This is a genomic window from Specibacter sp. AOP5-B1-6 (genome assembly GCF_052376555.1).
In the GTDB taxonomy this organism is placed as follows: Bacteria; Actinomycetota; Actinomycetes; order Actinomycetales; family Micrococcaceae; genus Specibacter.
The window spans coordinates 25,857-44,662 of record NZ_JBQSVT010000009.1; the positions used below are offsets into that span (position 1 = coordinate 25,857).

Annotated in this window: 20 protein-coding genes; 13 read left to right on the forward strand and 7 right to left on the reverse strand. The window is 66.2% G+C overall.

What is annotated here, in order from left to right; translation table 11 throughout:
• The first annotated feature begins 14 nt into the window (after positions 1-14).
• The 8 genes from phnD (at position 15) to ACT3TS_RS06265 (ending at position 7,074) form a co-directional block, all read left to right on the forward strand.
• Complete coding sequence (gene phnD, locus ACT3TS_RS06230; protein ID WP_444530632.1) at positions 15-1,010, forward strand: phosphate/phosphite/phosphonate ABC transporter substrate-binding protein; 996 nt, start codon at positions 15-17, stop codon at positions 1,008-1,010.
• A gap of 154 nt (positions 1,011-1,164) precedes the next feature.
• Entirely contained in the window at positions 1,165-1,974 is an 810-nt protein-coding gene (phnC, locus tag ACT3TS_RS06235; protein ID WP_444530633.1) for a phosphonate ABC transporter ATP-binding protein, read from the forward strand.
• Positions 1,971-2,771 carry a phosphonate ABC transporter, permease protein PhnE gene (gene phnE, locus ACT3TS_RS06240; RefSeq protein ID WP_444530634.1) on the forward strand — a complete coding sequence of 267 codons (801 nt, stop codon included), beginning with the start codon at positions 1,971-1,973 and terminating at the stop codon, positions 2,769-2,771. The genes phnC and phnE (ACT3TS_RS06240) overlap by 4 nt, the downstream gene beginning before the upstream one ends.
• A gap of 1 nt (position 2,772) precedes the next feature.
• Positions 2,773-3,609, forward strand: coding sequence for a phosphonate ABC transporter, permease protein PhnE (phnE, locus tag ACT3TS_RS06245; RefSeq protein ID WP_444530635.1), 837 nt, complete (start codon positions 2,773-2,775; stop codon positions 3,607-3,609).
• Positions 3,606-4,676, forward strand: coding sequence for a metallophosphoesterase (locus ACT3TS_RS06250; protein WP_444530636.1), 1,071 nt, complete (start codon positions 3,606-3,608; stop codon positions 4,674-4,676). The genes phnE (ACT3TS_RS06245) and ACT3TS_RS06250 overlap by 4 nt, the downstream gene beginning before the upstream one ends.
• Positions 4,669-5,523: a MurR/RpiR family transcriptional regulator gene (locus ACT3TS_RS06255; protein ID WP_444530637.1), complete on the forward strand. Its 855-nt coding sequence runs from the start codon at positions 4,669-4,671 to the stop codon at positions 5,521-5,523. The genes ACT3TS_RS06250 and ACT3TS_RS06255 overlap by 8 nt, the downstream gene beginning before the upstream one ends.
• Positions 5,524-5,552: 29 nt before the next feature.
• Positions 5,553-6,428: a fumarylacetoacetate hydrolase family protein gene (locus ACT3TS_RS06260; protein ID WP_444530638.1), complete on the forward strand. Its 876-nt coding sequence runs from the start codon at positions 5,553-5,555 to the stop codon at positions 6,426-6,428.
• 106 nt (positions 6,429-6,534) lie between these two features.
• Positions 6,535-7,074 (forward strand): GtrA family protein, encoded by a 540-nt coding sequence (locus ACT3TS_RS06265; protein WP_444530639.1) that lies wholly within the window; start codon positions 6,535-6,537, stop codon positions 7,072-7,074.
• Positions 7,075-7,155: 81 nt separating this feature from the next.
• Here the strand turns inward: ACT3TS_RS06265 and ACT3TS_RS06270 are convergent, their stop codons facing one another.
• Positions 7,156-7,449 carry a DUF1540 domain-containing protein gene (locus ACT3TS_RS06270; RefSeq protein ID WP_444530640.1) on the reverse strand — a complete coding sequence of 98 codons (294 nt, stop codon included), beginning with the start codon at positions 7,447-7,449 and terminating at the stop codon, positions 7,156-7,158.
• Between the two features lie 298 nt (positions 7,450-7,747).
• Between ACT3TS_RS06270 and ACT3TS_RS06275 the strand changes: the two genes are divergently transcribed.
• The 5 genes from ACT3TS_RS06275 to ACT3TS_RS06295 all read left to right on the forward strand — a co-directional run bounded on the left by ACT3TS_RS06275 (position 7,748) and on the right by ACT3TS_RS06295 (position 11,835).
• The gene (locus ACT3TS_RS06275) at positions 7,748-8,104 is read left to right on the forward strand and encodes a hypothetical protein (RefSeq protein WP_444530641.1); all 357 of its coding nucleotides are present in this window, start codon (positions 7,748-7,750) and stop codon (positions 8,102-8,104) included.
• Complete coding sequence (locus tag ACT3TS_RS06280) at positions 8,097-9,569, forward strand: ATP-binding protein (RefSeq protein ID WP_444530642.1); 1,473 nt, start codon at positions 8,097-8,099, stop codon at positions 9,567-9,569. Before ACT3TS_RS06275 ends, ACT3TS_RS06280 begins: the two co-directional genes overlap by 8 nt.
• Complete coding sequence (locus ACT3TS_RS06285) at positions 9,569-10,231, forward strand: response regulator transcription factor (RefSeq protein ID WP_444530643.1); 663 nt, start codon at positions 9,569-9,571, stop codon at positions 10,229-10,231. Before ACT3TS_RS06280 ends, ACT3TS_RS06285 begins: the two co-directional genes overlap by 1 nt.
• Positions 10,232-10,336: 105 nt before the next feature.
• The gene (locus tag ACT3TS_RS06290) at positions 10,337-11,008 is read left to right on the forward strand and encodes a DUF4956 domain-containing protein (protein ID WP_444530644.1); all 672 of its coding nucleotides are present in this window, start codon (positions 10,337-10,339) and stop codon (positions 11,006-11,008) included.
• The gene (locus tag ACT3TS_RS06295; RefSeq protein WP_444530645.1) at positions 11,008-11,835 is read left to right on the forward strand and encodes a polyphosphate polymerase domain-containing protein; all 828 of its coding nucleotides are present in this window, start codon (positions 11,008-11,010) and stop codon (positions 11,833-11,835) included. Before ACT3TS_RS06290 ends, ACT3TS_RS06295 begins: the two co-directional genes overlap by 1 nt.
• Here the strand turns inward: ACT3TS_RS06295 and ACT3TS_RS06300 are convergent.
• The 6 genes from ACT3TS_RS06300 to ACT3TS_RS06325 form a co-directional block, all read right to left on the reverse strand.
• Complete coding sequence (locus ACT3TS_RS06300) at positions 11,824-12,993, reverse strand: cysteine desulfurase family protein (RefSeq protein ID WP_444530646.1); 1,170 nt, start codon at positions 12,991-12,993, stop codon at positions 11,824-11,826. The two genes, ACT3TS_RS06295 and ACT3TS_RS06300, sit on opposite strands and share 12 nt — an antisense overlap.
• Complete coding sequence (gene nadC / locus ACT3TS_RS06305; protein WP_444530647.1) at positions 12,990-13,925, reverse strand: carboxylating nicotinate-nucleotide diphosphorylase; 936 nt, start codon at positions 13,923-13,925, stop codon at positions 12,990-12,992. The genes ACT3TS_RS06300 and nadC overlap by 4 nt, the downstream gene beginning before the upstream one ends.
• The gene (gene nadB / locus ACT3TS_RS06310) at positions 13,922-15,742 is read right to left on the reverse strand and encodes an L-aspartate oxidase (protein WP_444530648.1); all 1,821 of its coding nucleotides are present in this window, start codon (positions 15,740-15,742) and stop codon (positions 13,922-13,924) included. The genes nadC and nadB overlap by 4 nt, the downstream gene beginning before the upstream one ends.
• On the reverse strand, positions 15,739-17,112 hold the full coding sequence (gene nadA / locus ACT3TS_RS06315) for a quinolinate synthase NadA (protein ID WP_444530649.1): 1,374 nt from the start codon (positions 17,110-17,112) through the stop codon (positions 15,739-15,741). Before nadA ends, nadB begins: the two co-directional genes overlap by 4 nt.
• A 78-nt stretch (positions 17,113-17,190) precedes the next feature.
• Positions 17,191-17,940: an NUDIX hydrolase gene (locus ACT3TS_RS06320; protein WP_444530650.1), complete on the reverse strand. Its 750-nt coding sequence runs from the start codon at positions 17,938-17,940 to the stop codon at positions 17,191-17,193.
• A gap of 108 nt (positions 17,941-18,048) precedes the next feature.
• Positions 18,049-18,768, reverse strand: a complete 720-nt coding sequence (locus ACT3TS_RS06325; RefSeq protein ID WP_444530651.1) for a hypothetical protein — start codon at positions 18,766-18,768, stop codon at positions 18,049-18,051.
• Positions 18,769-18,806: the final 38 nt, after the last annotated feature.

An 18,806-nucleotide genomic window follows, 5' to 3' on the forward strand; every position in this document is an offset into this window, starting at 1 on the left:
TCAAAGTCGCAGCATTGAGTGCATTGGCACTGGCCGGCACCCTTGCACTTTCTTCCTGCGGCGTCAGCCAGGACGCGGCAGACTCCGCGTCAGGCGCGGCAGACCAGGCCACAACCTGCACCGGCAGCAGCGACGCCTCGGCCGCCGCGCCAACTGAGCTGACCCTTGCCCTGGTCCCGTCCGGTGATGCAAAGAAACTCGTTGACACGGTCAAGCCGCTCGAAGAGGCCTTGAGCAGCCGGTTGGGCATCCCCGTCACCGGCGTCATTACCGCCGACTATCAGGCAGCCGTTGAGGCCATCGGCGCCAACCAGGCCCAGATTGGCATGCTCCCGTCCCTGCAAATGAGCCAGGCCTGCGACAAGTATGGAGCGGCCCCCGCGTTGCAGACGGTCCGCAAGGACAAGTCCAGCTATGCCGCCCAAATGTTCACCAACAACCCTGACAAGTACTGCACCGACGCTCCCGCCAAGGGGCCCAACGGCATGCTGTACTGCAACGGCACAGCCTCCGGCGACGGCCCCGCCGGGCTGGATTCGGTGGCAAAGGTCAAGGACGCCACCGTGGCCATGCTCTCGCCGGCATCCCCGGCCGGATACATCTTCCCCGTGGCCGCCATGAAGACCGCCGGCGTAGCCATCGAAGACGTCTTCCCCATCAAGGTCACCGCCAATGACGCCTCGGTCCTGGCCGTGTACAAGGGCGACGCCGAGGTGGGCTTCAGCTATTGGGACGCCCGCGAAGTGGTCGCCGCCGACAATCCCGACGTTGGTGAGAAGGTGGTGGTCTTCGCGCTGACGGAGGAAGTCCCCAACGACGGCATGTCGATCTCCAGCAAGCTCACCGCGGACTGGCAAAAGAAGATCAGCGACGCCATGCTCGACTACGCCGGCACCCCGGAGGGCGTCGAGGCGCTGACCGCGATCTACCAGATCACCGGCATGCAGCCGGCCGATCCGGAAAGCCTGCGGACCACCCAGGTGGCAGCCCGCTCCATCGGGCTCGGCTAGAAACAGCACCACAAGCACCACAAGCACCACAAGCACCACAAGCACCACAAGCACCACAAGCACAGCACCACAACACGGCACCGCAGCTGTCCCGTCCCCAGCCAACAAGCAGAGGGACGGGACACTGGCGCGACAGCAAAAGAAAGCAGATCCAATGGAGCACACCGGGGCGGACATCCGCTTTAACGATGTCTGCGTGACCTATCCCAATGGCTTCACCGGCCTGAAAAACATCAACTTGAGCATTCCCGCCGGCGAAATGGTCGGGATTGTGGGCCTCTCCGGAGCCGGCAAATCAACCCTGGTCCGCACCATCAACGGCCTCGTCCCGATCACCAGCGGCAGCATCACCGTGGGTGAACATCAGCTCAACGGCCGCGGCACCACCCAACTGCGCGGCCGGGACCTGCGGGAATTGCGCTCAAATGTGGGCATGGTGTTCCAAAGCTTCAACCTGGCCAAGCGCACCACAGTCATCAACAACGTGCTCATGGGCAGGCTCTACCACTCCCCTGCGTGGCGCACCTTGCTCGGTGCCTGGAAGAACGACGACGTCGAACTCGCCATGGCGGCCTTGGAACGGGTCGAGATAGTGCCCAAGGCTTATGAAAAAGCCTCCAGCCTCTCCGGCGGACAGCAGCAGCGCGTGGCCATCGCCCGCACACTGGCGCAGCGGCCAAAGGTCATCCTGGCCGATGAACCGGTGGCCTCCCTCGACCCGCCCACCTCCCATGTGGTGATGCGCGACCTGCAGCGCATCAACGCCGAGCTGGGCATTACGGTGGTGGTCAACCTGCACTTCCTGGATCTGGCCCGGCGGTACAGCGACAGGTTGATCGGCTTGCGCTCCGGCGAGGTGGTGTTCGACGGCGCGGGAGCCGACGCCGATGAATCCGTCTTTGAGAACATCTACGGCCGCTCGCTGACCGCCGAGGACGTCCTCAGCAACCAAGGCGAGCTGTGAACGGCACCGTGACGGCGGGAGCCGGCCGCCCGCTCAAGCCGCGCCATGGCGCAAAGTCCGCGGCCGCCGTCGTGCTTCTCGTGGCAATCACCGTCTGGGCAGGGATCGGCGTGCACGTGGACCTGCCGGCGATCGTGGCCAACTGGCGCAACGCCACCGGGAACATTGTCCAGCTGCTCCAGCCGGATTACGGCTTCTTCCCCAAGACCATTCCGGCGCTGCTGGAGACCCTGCAGATGGCCGTGATTGCCACGGCCATCGGCTCGGCGATTTCGCTGCCGCTGGCCTTTTTGGCCTCGCGGGCCACCAACCCCAAGCCGGGGCTGCTGGCGGGCGTGCGCTTTGTGATGAACATGATCCGCAGCGTGCCGGACATTTTGTTTGCCTCAATTTTGGTCGCCGTGGTGGGTGTGGGCGCGCTGTCGGGCATCATGGCCCTGATCTTGTTCAACCTTGGCATCATCGTGAAGCTGGTCTCGGAGTCCCTGGACGGTGAGGATGCCGGTGCGCAGGAAGCCGCCCTGGCGGCCGGTGCCAGCTGGCCCAAGGCCAACCGGGCGGCCATGCTGCCGCAGATCCTGCCCAGCTTCGCATCACAGGTGCTGTACACCTTTGAACTGAACATCCGGGCCTCGGCCGTCATCGGGTTGGTGGGTGCCGGCGGTCTGGGCATCTTGATCGACAATGTCCGCAGCTTCTTCAGGTACCACGAACTGTCCCTGATCATTTTCGAAATCCTGCTCATGGTCCTGGTACTGGAATCTGTGTCCTCCTGGCTGCGAAAGAAGTTGGTGTAGCGTGGCCGCGACAATCACAAAACCTCAACCCACCGCCCGTCCCGTCAAGCCCACCTCGAGGCTGCGCACCACGCTGTGGCTCGTGGTCAGCTTGGTCGTCGTTGCCGCGTTTTGGTCGGTCAAGATCAAGTGGTCATCCCTGGCCGACTTCCCCTCCCAGCTGGTCAAGTACGTTGGCTTGATGCTGTTCCCGCCGGACTGGAGCAAATTTGGGGAGGCCTTTAAAGCAACTGTCCTGTCCGTGCAAATGGCCTGGATCGGCACCGTCCTTGGCATCATCATCTCCTTCCCGCTGAGCTTCCTGGCCTCCAGGGGCCTGGCGCCGCGGGCCGTCAACGCACCCCTGCGCTTGATCTTTGCCGTGATCCGCGCCGTGCCTGAGGTGGTCATTGCCATCTTGATTCTCTCGGTCACGGGCCTGACCCCGTTCACCGGCGCGCTGGCCCTGGCCGTGGGCTCCATCGGCACCCTCGGCAAGTGGGGGTACGAGGCGTTCGAGGGTGTGGACCCCGGTCCCAAAGAGGCCGTGCGTTCCACCGGCGGCGGCACTCTGGCCCTGATTCGCTGGGGCGTGTGGCCCTCGGCAGCCCCCGAAGTGCTGTCCTTCTGGCTGTACCGCTTTGAAATCAATGTACGGGCCTCGGCCATCCTGGGACTCATCGGCGCCGGCGGCATCGGCAAGATGCTCCAGGACAACGTCCAGTTCCGCAACTGGGACGCCGTGGGCATGCTGCTGATCGTGGTGGTGGTTGTCACCATGTGCATCGACCAGATCTCCGGCGCCGTGCGCAACAAGCTCATCCACGGCACGTGGCGGGCCCCTAAGCTGGCATCATGACAACGCTGCGCATTCTCCATCTCAGCGACACCCACCTCATGGGCGACGGCACCCTGCACGGCGGCGTTGTGGACACCGTGGCCGCCTACCGCTGCACCCTCGATGCCTTTGAAAACGCCGGCCCGCTGGATCTCGTGGTGCTTTCCGGGGACGTGTCCGACGACGGGTCCCCGGCTTCCTACAGCACCTTGCGTTCGCTGACGGGAGACTTTGCGGCCCGGCACGGGGCCGTGGCCGTTTACGCCATGGGAAACCACGACCAGCGGGGCGGCTTCCGGGCCGTTCTCGGCTCGGGCCATCCCGGCTCCGGTCACCCAGGCACCGCGACGGTCTCTTCGGCGGCGGACACTTCAACACCGGCCGGCGTGGAGATGCCAATCTTTGGCGTCAGCGAGGTGGCCGGGTACCGCATCATCACCGTGGACAGCTCAGTTCCGGGCCGCACCCACGGCCATGTGGATGCCGCCCAACTGGAGTGGCTGCGGGCGCAGCTGGCCACCAATTCCGGGCACGGGACGGTGGTGGTGGTCCATCACCCTCCGGTGGAACCGGTCACGGCCCTGCATCAGGGCATTGAACTGATCAACCCCGACGAGTTGGCCGATGCCCTGGCCGGCTCGGACACAGTGGCCATCCTCAGCGGCCATTACCACCATCATTTGACTGACGTTCTTGCCGCTGGTTCCGGAACCATACCGGTGGTGGTGACCTCCGGCGTCGTCAATTCCAACGACGTGCTTGCCCCCGCGGGCCACGAACGGGCCGGGGCGGGAAGCGGCGGGACGCTCATCACCCTCAGCGCCTTGCCGGGCGGTGAGATGGCACGCCCCGCAATGCGGGTGCGGACGCTTCCGGTGCGCATCCACCTCCCGCCGGAGGTCAGCCCCGAGCTTGTCTTCGATCTGGCCCCGCCTGCCGTTGCCGGCATATCGGCCGCCATTGCGGTCGCCCCGGCCGAGCTTCTGGCAGCCGGATTCCCCGCTCCACTGAAAGCAGACCGTGCAGTTGCAGACCATGAAGGAACAAGCGGTGCAGTCGCAGATCGTGAAGGAGCAAGCGGTGTTTGAGCACGCCCCCGGCCAGATCGTGGCCCACATCCGTTCGTCCCGCCCGGCCCTGCTGCCGGCCGAGCAAGCCGTGGCGTCAGTGTTTTTGGCGCACACCCAACAAATAGTGGAGCTGTCTTCACAGCAGGTGGCAGAGCTGGCAGGAGCATCCAGGGCCACAGTGGTGCGCACCTGCCAAAGCCTGGGCTACTCCGGCTACCAGCAACTGCGGGTCCTGCTCGCCCGCGACGCCGGGTATGCCAGCACCGACCAGCGCCCCAAGGCGGCGGGCGCAGCCGGCACCGTGGCCGACGCCTTTGTGCAGGTGGGCAACGCCGTGACCTCCATGGCCGCGCTCCTTGACCCGGCGGCAGTATCGGGCGCCGTGCGCGCCATCGCCGCTGCCGGGCGCATGCTGGTGGTGGGCAACGGGCTATCGGCCCCGCTGGCGGCGGACATGGCTGCCCGGCTGAGCGCCATCGGCCGGCCGGCCGAATCGCCCCTGGACGTGATTGGCCAGCAGATCGCCGCACGGTTGCTGGGGCCTTCCGACGTGCTGTTGATCATGAGTGGCAGCGGGGCCAACAGCTCCACCGTGCGTGTGGCGAAGGCGGCCATTGACGCCCGCGCCACGCTGGTGGTCATTACGGCGTTTGCGCGTTCCCCCTTGGCCGCCATGGCGGATTTCTCCCTGGTTGTGGGCATGGGGGATCTGAGTTTTCGCGAGGAAGTCACGGTCACCAGCAGAATCCCGCAAACAATTCTCATGGAAGGCCTCATTGCGGCCCTTACGGAGGAACTGGGGCCGAAGGCAGCGGCCGCCAAGGCGCTGGCCCTGGAGATCATCAGCGGGAATCTGGACGAATAGCACCACCAGCCAGGAGGTAGGATGTCCTCATGACCAATGCGACCTACCGCCTAGCCCGTGTCCGCCCCCTTCAGGCCGAAACCACTGCCAACCAGGCGGGCGCTGCCGCGGCAGACGCTGCCCAGCCGACGTTGCCCGAACAATTCTTTGTCCGCAACGATGCCGCAGATTTCGCCAGCCCCGAAGGCCGCGTCTGGCACATCGTTGAAACGCCGTTCCCGGCATCGCCCGCCAACCAAAACAGTGCTGACCGCGACGGCTGGACCCTTGGCGCAACTGTCGCCGAGGACAACTTCACGTTCCTGGCACCCTGCGCGCCGGTCAATGTCTTTGGGATGGCCCACAACACCGGCGCCCCCGGCCGCGCACTCCCTCCGCAGGCATTCCACAAGGCCGCCAGCTCAATCGTGGGCCCCGGCGACGCCATCGTACTGAGCCCCACGGTGGGTTACGTCGACCCCGAAGCCGAATTGACAATCGTCGTTGGCCGCCCTGCCCGGAACCTGACCCTGGCGAACGCGCGCGAGCCCATTTTGGGCTTCACCATCGGCAATGACGTCTCGGCCCGCGACGCACAAAAAAGCGACGAACTGTGGATCAGCGCCAAGAGCCCCGACACGTTCACACCGCTTGGCCCGTGGATTGTTGTTGGTTTGGCGGACGACGGCGTGGCCATCAGCATTGTGCACAACGGCACGGAGCTTGCCCCGGCCACCAGCAACGACCTGGGCTGGGGCGTCGACGAGATCCTGGTGTACCTGAGCAGCTTCATGACCCTGCAGCCGGGCGACGTCATTCTCACAGGTTTCCCGGCGGAGTGCCGCCAAATCACCCCGGGCGACGAGGTCATCTGCCGGGTCGGCGGCATTGGCGAACTGCGCAACCCTGTCATCGCCGAAATCTGACGGAGCGCCGCGATCTGACAAGGCACCGGGACAGATGGGATTCACAGGGAACGCTCCTGCGGCTATTTGGGTGTTCACACATGAAGCTGGCAAGATTTAGTTAACCATGGCAACAACAACAACTCCGGAGTCGAACCCCGTAGAGTCCCTCAATACGGGCCGCGGGGTTTTCGGCGCGCTCAAAAATTGGTGGCAGGGCAACCCGGTGCTGGTCTCACAGTTGCGCGGCTTCGCCGTCGTCGCCATTATTTGCACGGTTATTTCCATGACGATTTTTGCCAGCCTGCGACCCATGACCGGCACGCAGTGGGCCAACGTCATCTCGCTCGTGTTGTGCTCCATCCTCAACACCGAACTGAACCGGCGCATCAGCTTTGGGCTCAACGGGCGCCATCTCTGGTGGCGGGACCAGCGCCGCGGGCTGTGGGTCATGCTGCTGGCGCTTGCCATGACCAGCGGCAGCCTGTGGGTGCTCCACCAGGTCTCCCCGAACGCCTCAATCGTGGTTGAACTCGCCGTCATCGTGCTGGGAAACGTGGCCTCGGCAGTCACCCGCTTCCTGCTGCTGCGGTATTGGATCTTCCGGCGCGTGCGCCATGCCGGAGCCAGGCAGCCGCATGAGGCCAGCGCCCAATCCGTCCCCTAGTTGGGGTCACAGTTGGCATGCCCCAGCGGGGTTGCCCGGCTGCTCTGCCCCGGCCGGCGCTCCCACCAACGCGGGCGAACGTTAGCTGCTGTGCTCGTAGGTCAGGCAGTCGGCGTTGTCTGCGCCGGGTCCCACACGCACCGAGTCGGCCCCGCACATTAGATGGTCGTTGTGGACGCATTCGGTGCGCTGGCAGGCCCCCACTGAAGCCAAAACCTTCGGCAGGCCCCCGTGCACGCCGGTGTCGATGAAGGTGGCACACTGGGCGTGATCCGAGTTGCCGCCAATGGTGATGCCGGCAGCGCCGCAATGGGTGTGGTCATTGAAGGAACAATTCGACACGGCGCAATCGGTGACGGGAACGGTGACAGTCATGATGCTCTCCTTGGGACGAAATTTAGTGGTGCCACATCGGGCCACTATGGCCCGATTTCCTTCAGCCTACGCCTCAATGCACCCAACTAATTAGTGCCAGTTTTGTGCCGTAATTCGCCTCCCCGCCCGGCCAAGGATGCCGCCCAGACACACTGGGCTTTTGCTTCCAGGCCCGGGCGCACCTAGGCTTGGCCGCACCCGGCCCTGCCTCACCCGGGGCACGGTGCAGCGGATGAGAAGACTCTCATCCCGGGCTCATGTCTGCATCAGCCGGTACGGAAAGGATGGAGCCATGCACATGCCACGGTTCATCCTTCTCGCCTTCATCGCTGTGGTTGTTGGGGGCGCTTTCCTTGCCACTGCCTTGCTGACGTCCAGCTCCGAACCCCAACTGGGCGAGATCGTTGTGGTCACCCCCGCAGGCACTCCTCCGCCAACCACGCCGCCACCAACACCGGCACCAACACCGGCGCCCACGCCGAGTCCCAGCAAGACTGCTCCCCCTTCAGCCACGGCCACGCCCAGCCCATCGGCCACGCCGAGCCCGCCTCCGGAAGGGGCCGTCCCCGTTCCCGGCTGCGCGCCCCTGGCAGGCGATGACGATTGCGACGACGACTGGGACGGCGATGATTGGGACGACGACGCGGATGACTGAGCCGGCCCGCCGCACCTTGAGCGCCAGGGCCCGCATCATTGGAGCCATGGTGGTTTTGATTGCCATTGCCTTTGCCAGCGCCTTGGTCCTGTCCGCCCAGTTCCTCTCGGCCCGCACCGATGCCCTGGTCGATGACAGGCTTACCCACGCCGCAACGAGCTTCAGAACCTTCGCCGAGTCACCTTCGGGACGCTCGCATTTCTCTGTCGACGAGCTGCTGACCCGGTATCTGCAGGACACCGTGGCCAACCGTGCGGAAACCGCGTTCAGCCTCCTTGACGACGCCCCGCACCGGCGCATGGGAGGGGACCCGCCCGTCCGGCTGGACAAGGATGCGGCCTTCCTGGCCAGCATTGCAGACCAAAGCGAACCAGTTCATGGCAGCTACAAAACCACTTCCGGGACGATTGCCTATGCGCTCATTCCGGTGCAGGTTGCCGGGGATCCAACGCGCGGGGCGCTGGTCAGCATACAGTTCCGCAACGAAGTCGCCGCCCCGTTGTACAGCTCCCTGGGCATCTTTGCCCTGGCGGGTGCACTGGCTGTCATGGGCGCCGGCATCGCCAGCTGGGTCATCGCCGGACGTGTGCTTGCCCCGGTGCGCCAGGTCAGGGAAACAGCCGAGTCAATCAGCGAAACGGACCTGCGCGGCCGCATTGACGTGGTGGGCCGCGACGATGTTGCCGCCCTCGCCACCACGTTCAACCGAATGCTGGACCGGCTGGAAACAGCCTTCGCCACGCAGAAGCAGTTCGTTGACGACGCCGGCCATGAATTGCGTACGCCGATCACCGTGATCCGCGGCCAGCTGGAACTGATCAGTGACGATCCGGTGGACCGGCGCGAAACCATTGCACTGGTCACGGACGAGTTGGACCGGATGGGCCGCATGGTCAATGATCTGCTGGTCCTAGCCAAGTCGGAGCAGCCCGATTTTGTGGTGTTCGCGGAAGTTGACCTGGCCGATCTGGTGGTTGACGCCCTGAGCAAGGTCAGCATGCTCGGCGCCCAACACTGGGGCCTGGACGAGCTGGCGGAAGGCCGGATCAAGGCAGACGGGCAGCGACTCACCCAGGCCCTGATGCAGTTGGCTTCCAACGCCGTCAACTACACCCCCGTTGACGGCACCATTGCGCTGGGCTCGCGGCTGGTGCTGGGCGGCAGCCACGGAGACCGCTTGTTTCTGTGGGTTCGGGACACCGGAACGGGAATGGACAAAGAAGCCCAGCAAGGCATCTTCGCCAGGTTCCACCGTGGTTCCAGCCCGCGCCAGGCCTCGGGTGCCGGCCTCGGACTGGCCATAGTCCAGTCCATTGCCCACGCCCACGGCGGCTCTGTCGCAGTGGAGAGCGCTCCCGGCGCCGGCACAACTTTCACCATGGACCTGCCGGCGGAGATCATCCCCGATGACCACCACCCCGTGCCCGCGGACAGCAACTCCGTCAACCCCTGGAAGGACACTTAATGAGCCGGATCCTGATCGCAGAGGATGAAGAACGGATTGCCACGTTCGTCCAAAAGGGGCTGAACGCCCAGGGCTTCGTGACAACCATCGTGGCAGATGGGCAGTCAGCCTACGATGAGGCCCGCTCCATGCTGTACGACCTGCTCATATTGGACTTGGGCCTTCCCCTGATGGACGGGCTGACAGTGCTGCGCAGGCTGCGGGAGGACCGGATCGACATTCCGGTCCTGATCCTCTCGGCCCGCGGAAGTGTCGACGACAAGGTGGCCGGCCTGGTGGGCGGCGCGGACGACTACCTGCCCAAACCCTTTGCCTTCGAAGAACTGCTGGCACGGGTCAGGCTGCGCCTGCGCGGCCACGTGCTGGAAGACCAAACAGTTCTAACGGCTGGCGGGCTGACCCTTGACCTGCGCACCCGCCGCGCCCACGTTGACGGTGTGGCCAAGGACCTCAGCGCCCGGGAATTCGCATTGGCGGAGACCCTGTGCCGGCACAAGGACCAGGTGCTCTCCAGGGAGCAATTGCTCTCCCAGGTGTGGGGCTTTGACTTTGATCCGGGTTCCAACATTGTGGACGTGTACATCCGGTACCTGCGCAAGAAGTTCGGGGCGGAACGGATCGAAACCATCCGCGGCATGGGGTACCGGCTCAAGCAGGACTAACGCGCCACATGCTTCATGAGAGTCCTCTCATCCTGGTCTCCTTTCAGCCTCATGCTGGTGCTGCACAGTGGTGGTAAGACAACATCAGCACTGTTAGGAGCCACCATGTTCAATCTCTGGATTGCGTTTGCAGCCAACATCGTCTGCATCTGCATTTTGGTTTACGCCGTTTACTTCCCCCGCTACCAGCGCCGGGATCTCGCCCTCGCCTACGTCGGCTTGAACGTCGGCATCATGCTGGTCACCACGCTTCTGTCCGGCAGCGGCGCCGGCATGGGCCTGGGCCTGGGCCTGTTCGGCATCCTTTCCATCATCCGGCTCCGCTCCGACACCCTGACCCAGGGCGAAATCGGCTACTACTTCGCAGCACTCGTGCTGGGACTCATGAACGGCCTGCACCCGGATCCGGCCTGGCTGTCCCCCGTGCTCTCGGCGGCACTGGTCGCCGTCATGTACGCCGCGGACCACCCGCGCATTGCCCCGCGCACACGCCGCCAGACCATCACCCTTGACCGGGCCTACGCCGACGAAGCCGAGCTCAAGGCGGTGCTGGAAAACCTGCTGCAGGGCCAGGTCATGCGCATTGAGGTGCAGGAATTGGACCTGGTCAGGGACTTGACGGTGGTCGATGTCCGGTTCAAGGGTGCGGTTCCCGGCCAGGCCCGCCATGAAGCAGCCGGCAGCAATGGGAGTTCGCACCCGGCCGCCCAGCAGGGCCCCGGTGGCGCCCTGGCCTTGCCTGGCAGTGCCCTGGACGAGCTGGCTGGAGCACGCTGATGAGCTGCCGGCGCGTCCTCTCCGAAGGGCTGGCCCTGAGGAAACCCATCGGCCTGGCAGCGGTTTTGGCAGAGGCAGCCCTGATGCGGCGGGTGGACAAAAAATTCCTGCTCTCAAAAGTGGAGCTGGCGATCTTCCTCAACAGGCTCGGGCCGGGCTTCAAGTCCATGGAAATCGATTCCCGCCGGGTGTTTGGCTACAGTTCCACGTACTTTGACACCCCGGGGCTGGACCAGTTCCGGGCCCACCGGCAGGGCCGCCGTCGTCGCTTCAAGGCCCGCACCCGAACCTATCTGGACTCCGGATTGTGCATGTTTGAAGCCAAGCTCAAGGGTGCCCGCGGGGAAACGGACAAGCACCGCATTCCGCATCCACTGGCACAACACGCCAGCATGAACCCGGAATCCGGGGATTTTCTGGCCGCCCTCCTGGAAGAGCACTACGGCATCGAGCTGCCGCACCTGGTTCCCGTCATCACCACCGATTACCGCCGCGGGACCCTGGTGGATGCCCACAGCGGAGAGCGCGTCACCCTGGACGTGCAGCTGGTGTGCAGCGATGCGGACAGAACGGTGCCCGGGCCCGACCTGGTGGTGGTCGAGACGAAGTCGGCCGATGGCCGGGGAGCCGCTGACAGGCTGCTGGCAGCCATGGGCATCCGTGCGGTCGCGATGAGCAAGTACTGTGTGGGCATCGCACTGCTGCACCCCGAACTGCCGGCCAACAAATGGGACAGGGTGCTGCGCGAACACTTCAACCGGCACCGCTCCGGCCCCGGATTCCAGGCACCCGACGCAGCCCCCGGTTTCCGGTTGTCAGCGGCGTAGGCGCAGCATCCGTTCGACGGCGGCCACCAGCTCGGTGGCCGCCGTTTCCAGTGCCTCGGCGCTCACATCGGAGCCAAAGCTGAAGCGCAGCGCCGTCTGCGCCACCGTCCGCTCAATGCCCAAGGCGCTCAGCACCGCCGACGGTTCGTCCGACCCCGCGGCACACGCCGAGCCGGACGAGCACACAATTCCCCGCCGCTCCAGTTCCAGCAGCACCGATTCGCCGCTGGTTCCGGGGAAGCAAAATGACGCCACGTTCGGCAGCCGCCGCGTCCTGTGCCCCGTGAGCACGGCCGCCGGAAGCTCCCGGAGGATCCGCTCAATAAAGTCGTCCCGCAGTTCCAGGACGCGTTCGACGACGGCCGGCCGCGACGCTTCAGCCATCTCCAACGCTGTGGCCAGGGCGACGGCAAACGCCACATTTTCGGTCCCTGAGCGGCTGCCGCGCTCCTGCCCGCCGCCGTGGATCAACGGCTCGTACAGGGTGCCGCCCTTGACGTACAGCAGCCCGACGCCCTTGGGTGCACCAATTTTGTGTCCTGAAATGCTCAGCGCCGTAACGCCCAGTTCACGCACTGCCAGCGGCAGCCAGCCAGCGGCCTGGACGGCATCGCTGTGCAGCGGCACACCCGCAGCTGTTGCCGCGGCCGACAGTGCGGGAAGGTCCTGGACGGTCCCCACCTCGTTGTTGGCATACATGACGGAGGCCACCGCAACATCGCTGCCGGCCGGGCCAGCCGCCAGCATCCCGGCAAACACCTCCGCGTCGACCACACCAGAGGCGTCGACCGGAACCAGCTCAACTTCGAAGCCGTGGATGCGGCGCAGATAGTCGGCCGATTCAACAACTGCCGGATGCTCCACGGCGCTGATGAGGACCCTGTTCAGCCGGGGATCGCCTGCCCGGCGGGCCAGCGCGATGCCTTTCAGGGCCAGGTTGTCTGCCTCGGTGCCGCCGGAGGTGAACGTGAGCTCTTCCGCATGGGCGCCCAACGCCGTCGCACATTTTTCCCGGGCACCGGCCAAGGCGGCGGCGGCCATCTCCCCCAGCTCGTGGTGGCTGGAAGGGTTGCCGAACTGGTTGGTCAGGAACGGGAACATCGCCTCGATGACCTCGCGCCGGACGGGCGTGGTGGCGGCCGCGTCGAGGAAGATCATGGCAGCTCCGCGGAGCCCGCCAGCTCCACGGCAATGTCCAGGCCCAGGTCCAGGGCGCGCACGCTGTGGGTCAGTGCGCCGACGGAAATGATGTCAACGCCGGTGCGTGCGATGGCCGCGATCGTGGACAGGTTGACGTTGCCGCTGGCCTCCACCAGGGCCCGGCCATTGACCAACGCCACGCCCTGCACGAGCTCGTCGTTGCTGAAGTTGTCGAGCATGATGGTGTCCACACCGGCGGCCAGCACGGGCTCAATCTGCTCCAGCGAATCAACCTCAACCTCAAAGAGCACGGTGTGCGGCAGCTGGGCCCGGACGCCTGCGAGCGCGGCGGTCAGCTTTCCCGTGTCTCCGCCGGTGAGCACGGCCAGGTGGTTGTCCTTGGCCAGCACGGCGTCCGAGAGTGAGAAGCGGTGGTTGTGCCCTCCCCCGCAGCGCACCGCGTACCGTTCCAGGATGCGCAGGCCGGGCGTGGTCTTGCGTGTGTCGGTCACCCGCGCACCTGTGCCCGCAATGAGCGCGGCGTATTCGGCGGTCTGGGTGGCGATGGCGCTCATGCGCTGCGTCAGGTTCAGTGCGATCCGCTCCCCCGTCAGCACGCCGCGCGCCAGGCCGGTCACGGACATCAGCTGCTCCCCCTTGGCAAACGTGGCGCCGTCGGCCACCAGCTGCTCCACCCGCGCGTCCGGGTCCTGCATCACCATGGCGGCCCGGAACACGTCCCCGCCGGAGAAGATGCCGGCCTCACGCGCCACGAGCCAGGCCGTGGCCCGGGCGTCGGCGGGCAGCAGCGTGGCCGAGGTAATGTCCCCGTACGGCGCGTCCTCGGCAAAGGCACGTCGCAGAATGTCCTCGATGGCGGCGCAGGGAAGAGCGGGGAGCTGCTGCACAGTTTGGGCGGTTTCCTGCAGGACAGGTACGACGGCGTTCATACTGTTTCACTTTCACGCTGGGGTTCGGCGGTGGTCAGGAAAGGGACGGGATTGACCCAGTGGTTGGACGCCCGGGCGGAGCCGGCCATGGGGACGTGCAGCGTTTGCTGCAGGCCCGGGCCTTGGGGAAAGTCCGGGCCTTGGGGGAAATCGGCGCGGAAGTGTGCACCCACGGAGTTTTCCCTGGCCAGGGCGGCGTTCACCAGCAGTTGCGCCACAAGGTGCAGATTGTTGTCTTCGTGCTCGCGGCGCAGCCCTGCTCCCGACGCGATGTTGGGATCGGGGTACCGGGTGGCTGGATTGCTGGGAGCCCGCCTGCTGGGACCCCGGTGCAAGGCGCCGAGCGCATCCGCCACCAGCTTCAGGCCCGCAGCATCCCGGACGACCCCTGTGTGCAAAGCCATCAGGTGGCGCAGCCCGGTGCGGGACAGTGCGGCTGCCTCCGTCTCTGTCCCTTCCTCCGCCAGGGGTGCCGGGAAACTGGGAAGCCGGGTGGCGTCGTCGTACCTCACGGGCCAGGTGCGTCCACCGTTGGCAGCAGCCGTGAAGGCCGTGACGGCGCGGCGGCTGAAGACGAGGCCCTCGAGCAGCGAATTGGAAGCGAGCCGGTTGGCGCCGTGGACGCCGGTGCAGGCTGCCTCGCCGGCGGCATAGAGCCCGGGGACGGAGGTGCGGCCGAGGAGGTCGGTCGCAATTCCGCCCATCCAATAGTGTGCGGCCGGAGCCACGGGGATCCAGTCACGGCGCCAGTCGAAACCGAGGGCCGCCGTGGTGGCGTTGATCGTGGGGAAGCGCCGGGCGAGGCAGCCGGGGCCGTAGGCCGTCTCGATGCCGGTGGCGTCCAGGAAGACATGGTGGCGGCCCGCCCGTTCGCCCGTGCCCGTGGCTGCTGCGGCAAGGGCGGCCAGGTGGGCGGCGATGCTGCGGGAGACGACGTCGCGGGGGGCGAGGTCGCCCTCCGGGTGATAGCGGGGCATGAACGCCTCCCCGTTGGCGTCGCGCAGCACCGCGCCGGCTCCGCGGACCGCCTCGGAGATGAGGAAGTTGTCGCCCGCGGCGAGCGCCGTGGGGTGGAACTGGAAGTACTCCAAGTCCGCCAGTACGGCCCCTGCACGCCAGGCGAGGGCCACGCCGTCGCCCGTGGCAAGCTGCGGGTTGGTGGTGAATTCGAACAGCTGCCCGGCGCCGCCCGTTGCGAGCAGCACCGCATCGGCGTCCAGCAGCTGCCGTTCGTTGCGCAGGTCCAGGTACGCCATGCCGGCGATGGCGGCGCGGGGCGGGGTCCCGGCGTCGTGCCGCCGGGTGTTTGGAGCGGCCAGCAGTTCCGTGGCGAAGCAGCCCTCCAGCAGTGTGATGAGACCCAGCTCGGCAGCATCGCGGACGGCGGCGATGAGCCCGTTGGCGATGACGGTGCCCGTGGCGTCCCCGCCGGCGTGCAGAATCCGCGCGGCAGAGTGCGCACCTTCCAGACCCAGGGACTTTCTGCCGGTGGCGTCGCGGTCAAAGGCGACGCCGAAGCGCTCAAGGGCCGCAATGTCGCCGGCGGCTTCCGTGCAGAGGATGCGCACGGCGTCGGGATTGCACTGGCCGGCGCCGGCCTTGAGGGTGTCGGCAATGTGCGCCTCGACCGAGTCGCCGGGAGCCGCCTCACCCTCGGCCAGCACGGCGCAAATCCCGCCCTGCGCCTGGTGCGTGTTGCTCTGCGCGAGGGTGCCCTTGGTCAACAGCGTGACCCGAACCCCGGCCTCGGCGGCGAGCAGCGCACCATAGAGCCCGGCGATGCCGCTGCCCACAACCGCCAGATGCGAATTGCTCATGCGCGTGCGGCGCTCAGTGGACGGCTGCTCGGCGGCTGCGCCTGCTTGGGTGCCGGCTTGGCCGCGAGCATCCGTTCCAGCGCGATGCGGGCGTTGTCGGCGGTGGCCTCCGGGACGGTGATTTGGTTGTGGACTTCCCCGGCAACGAGCCCCTCCAGGACCCAGGCCAGGTAGCCCGGGTGGATCCGGTACATGGTTGAACAGGGGCAGATGACGGGGTCGAGGCAGAAGATGGTGTGCTGCGGGTACTGGGCGGCAAGCCGGTTCACCATGTTGATCTCGGTGCCGATGGCAAAGGTGGTGCCGTCGGGGGCGGCCTGGATGGCCTTGAGAATGTAGTCGGTGGAGCCGGCCTCATCGGCCGCATCCACCACCTCCATGGGGCATTCCGGGTGCACGATCACCCGCACACCGGGGAAGTCCATCCGTGCCTGCTCAATCTGGGCCACCGTGAAACGCTTGTGCACCGAACAGAATCCCTGCCACAGCACCACCTTCGCGTCCTGCATGACCTGTTCGCTGTTGCCGCCCAGGGGCATGCGCGGATTCCACAGCGGCATCTGCTCGATCGGGATGCCCATGGCCTTGGCAGTGTTCCGGCCCAGGTGCTGGTCGGGGAAGAACAGCACCCGCTGGCCACGCTCATACGCCCATTCCAGCACCGTGGAGGCATTGGAGGACGTGCACACGATGCCGCCGCGCTCGCCGCAAAACGCCTTCAGCGCGGCCGAGGAATTCATGTAGGTGACGGGAATGACGGGAACCCGGCCGTCGGCGCCGGGCTCTGTGCCGTACAGCTGCTCAAGCTCCGCCCAGCAGGCCTCCACCGAGGGCAGGTCGGCCATGTCGGCCATGGAGCAGCCGGCGGCAAGGTTGGGCAGGATGACCGACTGCGCGGCGCCGGAGAGCATGTCCGCCGTTTCCGCCATGAAGTGCACGCCGCAAAAGACGATGGCCTCGGCCTTGTCGCGTGTTCTGGCGGCATTGGCCAGCTGGAAGGAGTCCCCCACAAAGTCGGCGAACTGCACCACCTCGTCGCGCTGGTAGAAATGCCCCAGCACGACGACGCGTTCCCCAAGTTCCGCCTTGGCGGCGAGAATGCGGGACTCAAGTTCGGCGTCGGAGGCGTCCTTGTACTCTTGCGGCAGCTGGCCCTGCACGGGCGTGGCGGCCGGGGCAACGTCCGCGTCCGAGGCCCCCGGCCCATAACCGGGGGTGCCTGCGAGCGCCTCGGCCAGGTCAAATTCCCAGGGCCCCTTGGCCAGCTCGTCGTCGCAGCTCTCCTGCGCCCGGCCGGGCACCCCGGCAGGGCGGGCGGCCTCCGCCTGCTCGCGGGTGATGAGCTGGATGGTGGTGTTCACGGATGACATGGTGTGCTCCAAGGTGTGAGGCAGTGGGAGGTGGCGGCGCTTCGGCTGCGAGGGGGTTCGGCCAGGCGGGGCGGGCGTTTATTCGCTTGGCTGGGGATTCGGCTGGGGATTCGGCTGGCCGCCGTCGTGTTCCGCGGCGGGGTCCCCGGAGTAGCGGTACAGGCGGGGCGGACGGTGCTTGCCACCCTGCAGGAACTCGTCGGTGGGTTCAATGTGGGCAGTTTGCTTGAGCTGGCGTCGGAAGTTGGCGGGATCCACACTGCGGTTCAGGACCGCTTCGTACACCCCGCGCACCTGGGCCAGGGTGAACTTTTCGCCGAGCAGGTGGTGGGCAATGGAGCCGTAGGCCATCTTGTTGCGCAGCCGCCACAGGGCGTAGTCGACGATCTCATTGTGGTCAAAGGCCAGCGTTTGCAGTCCGTCCGCACGGAACCACTTCACGTTCTCCGACTCCCGGGCCAGCTCGGCCTCGGTGGACTGGACCATTGCCCAGTACACAATCGAGACCACCCGCTGGCTGGGCGAGCGGTGCAGCCCGCCAAATGCGTACAGCTGCTCCAGGTAGCTTGGCGCCAGACCGGTGGTGTCGTGAAGGTTTCGGCCCGCAGCATCCAGCAGGGAATCCGCCTGCGTCAACGGTCCGCCCGGCAGGGCCCACTGGTCCTGGAACGGTTCGCGGATTCGGCGCACCAACGGCAGCCACAGAGTGGCGCGGCCGCTGTCCGCACTGGGACGGAGGGCAAAGATGACCGTGGAGATGGCCAGGGCCGGCGGCTGGGCCAAGCGCTCGCTGATGTTTGCCGCGCTGACGAACCGTGTTTGCTCCATGCCGCACCCGCTTCCCTAGTTAGAGTCAATTTGACTACAACTGATTCTACGGCTTAAGGGTGCAGGGAAACAAATCTCCGGCGCACGTGGTGCCGGCCCGCCGGCGCCCTATTCCCGGTCGGCGCCGCGCGGGTGCCGGTGCCTGGTGGCGAATTCAAGCCGTAGCAGCGGCAGCCATTCCCGGGACACCACGGCCGTGAGGTAGCGGTCCCCCAGATCAACGCCGACGCCGAACACGTGCCTGTCCGAATCGAGAATCAGCCCGGCGACGGACACGCCGTCGACCATGACCCTGCCCGATCCAGCACTGCCCGGTGTCACCCCGTCGAACAGTTCGCCGCCAAGTCCAGGGCGGCCCGGCGGCCCGGCAGCCATGCGTTCAGTCCGGAACATGTTCATCAAGAGGTAGTTGGCATGCTCGGCAAGCAGCGTCGCAAGGCGCGGCCGGGGCACCGCGGCGGTTGTCCACGTCGTGCGCACTGCATCCCACGCCAGCGGATAACGCATCGTCTCCCGCCATTGGATCATCCAATCCGGCAGCGGCCACGGCGGTTCAACAGCCAGCTGCGCCCGCATTTCCGCCGACAGCTCCAGCAGGTTGGCCGGGTCGTGCCGGTTGGCCGGATTCCGCCAAACCGTATAGGAAAGGGTGGCGGCTTCCATCACTGTCTCGCCGTTTGAACTTTCGCCCATGCGGCTGACGGCAGCTTCCACCAGCGTGGTTTGGCCGGCAAAAGCCAACAACGGGACGGGAAAGGAGGCGGCCACCTCGTCGGGCGTGGCAGGGGCGGGGATGTCCGCCGGCCGCGCACCGTGTTTGAAGTACATGACCCCACACTGCCGCATTGGACACTGGCTGGCAACGA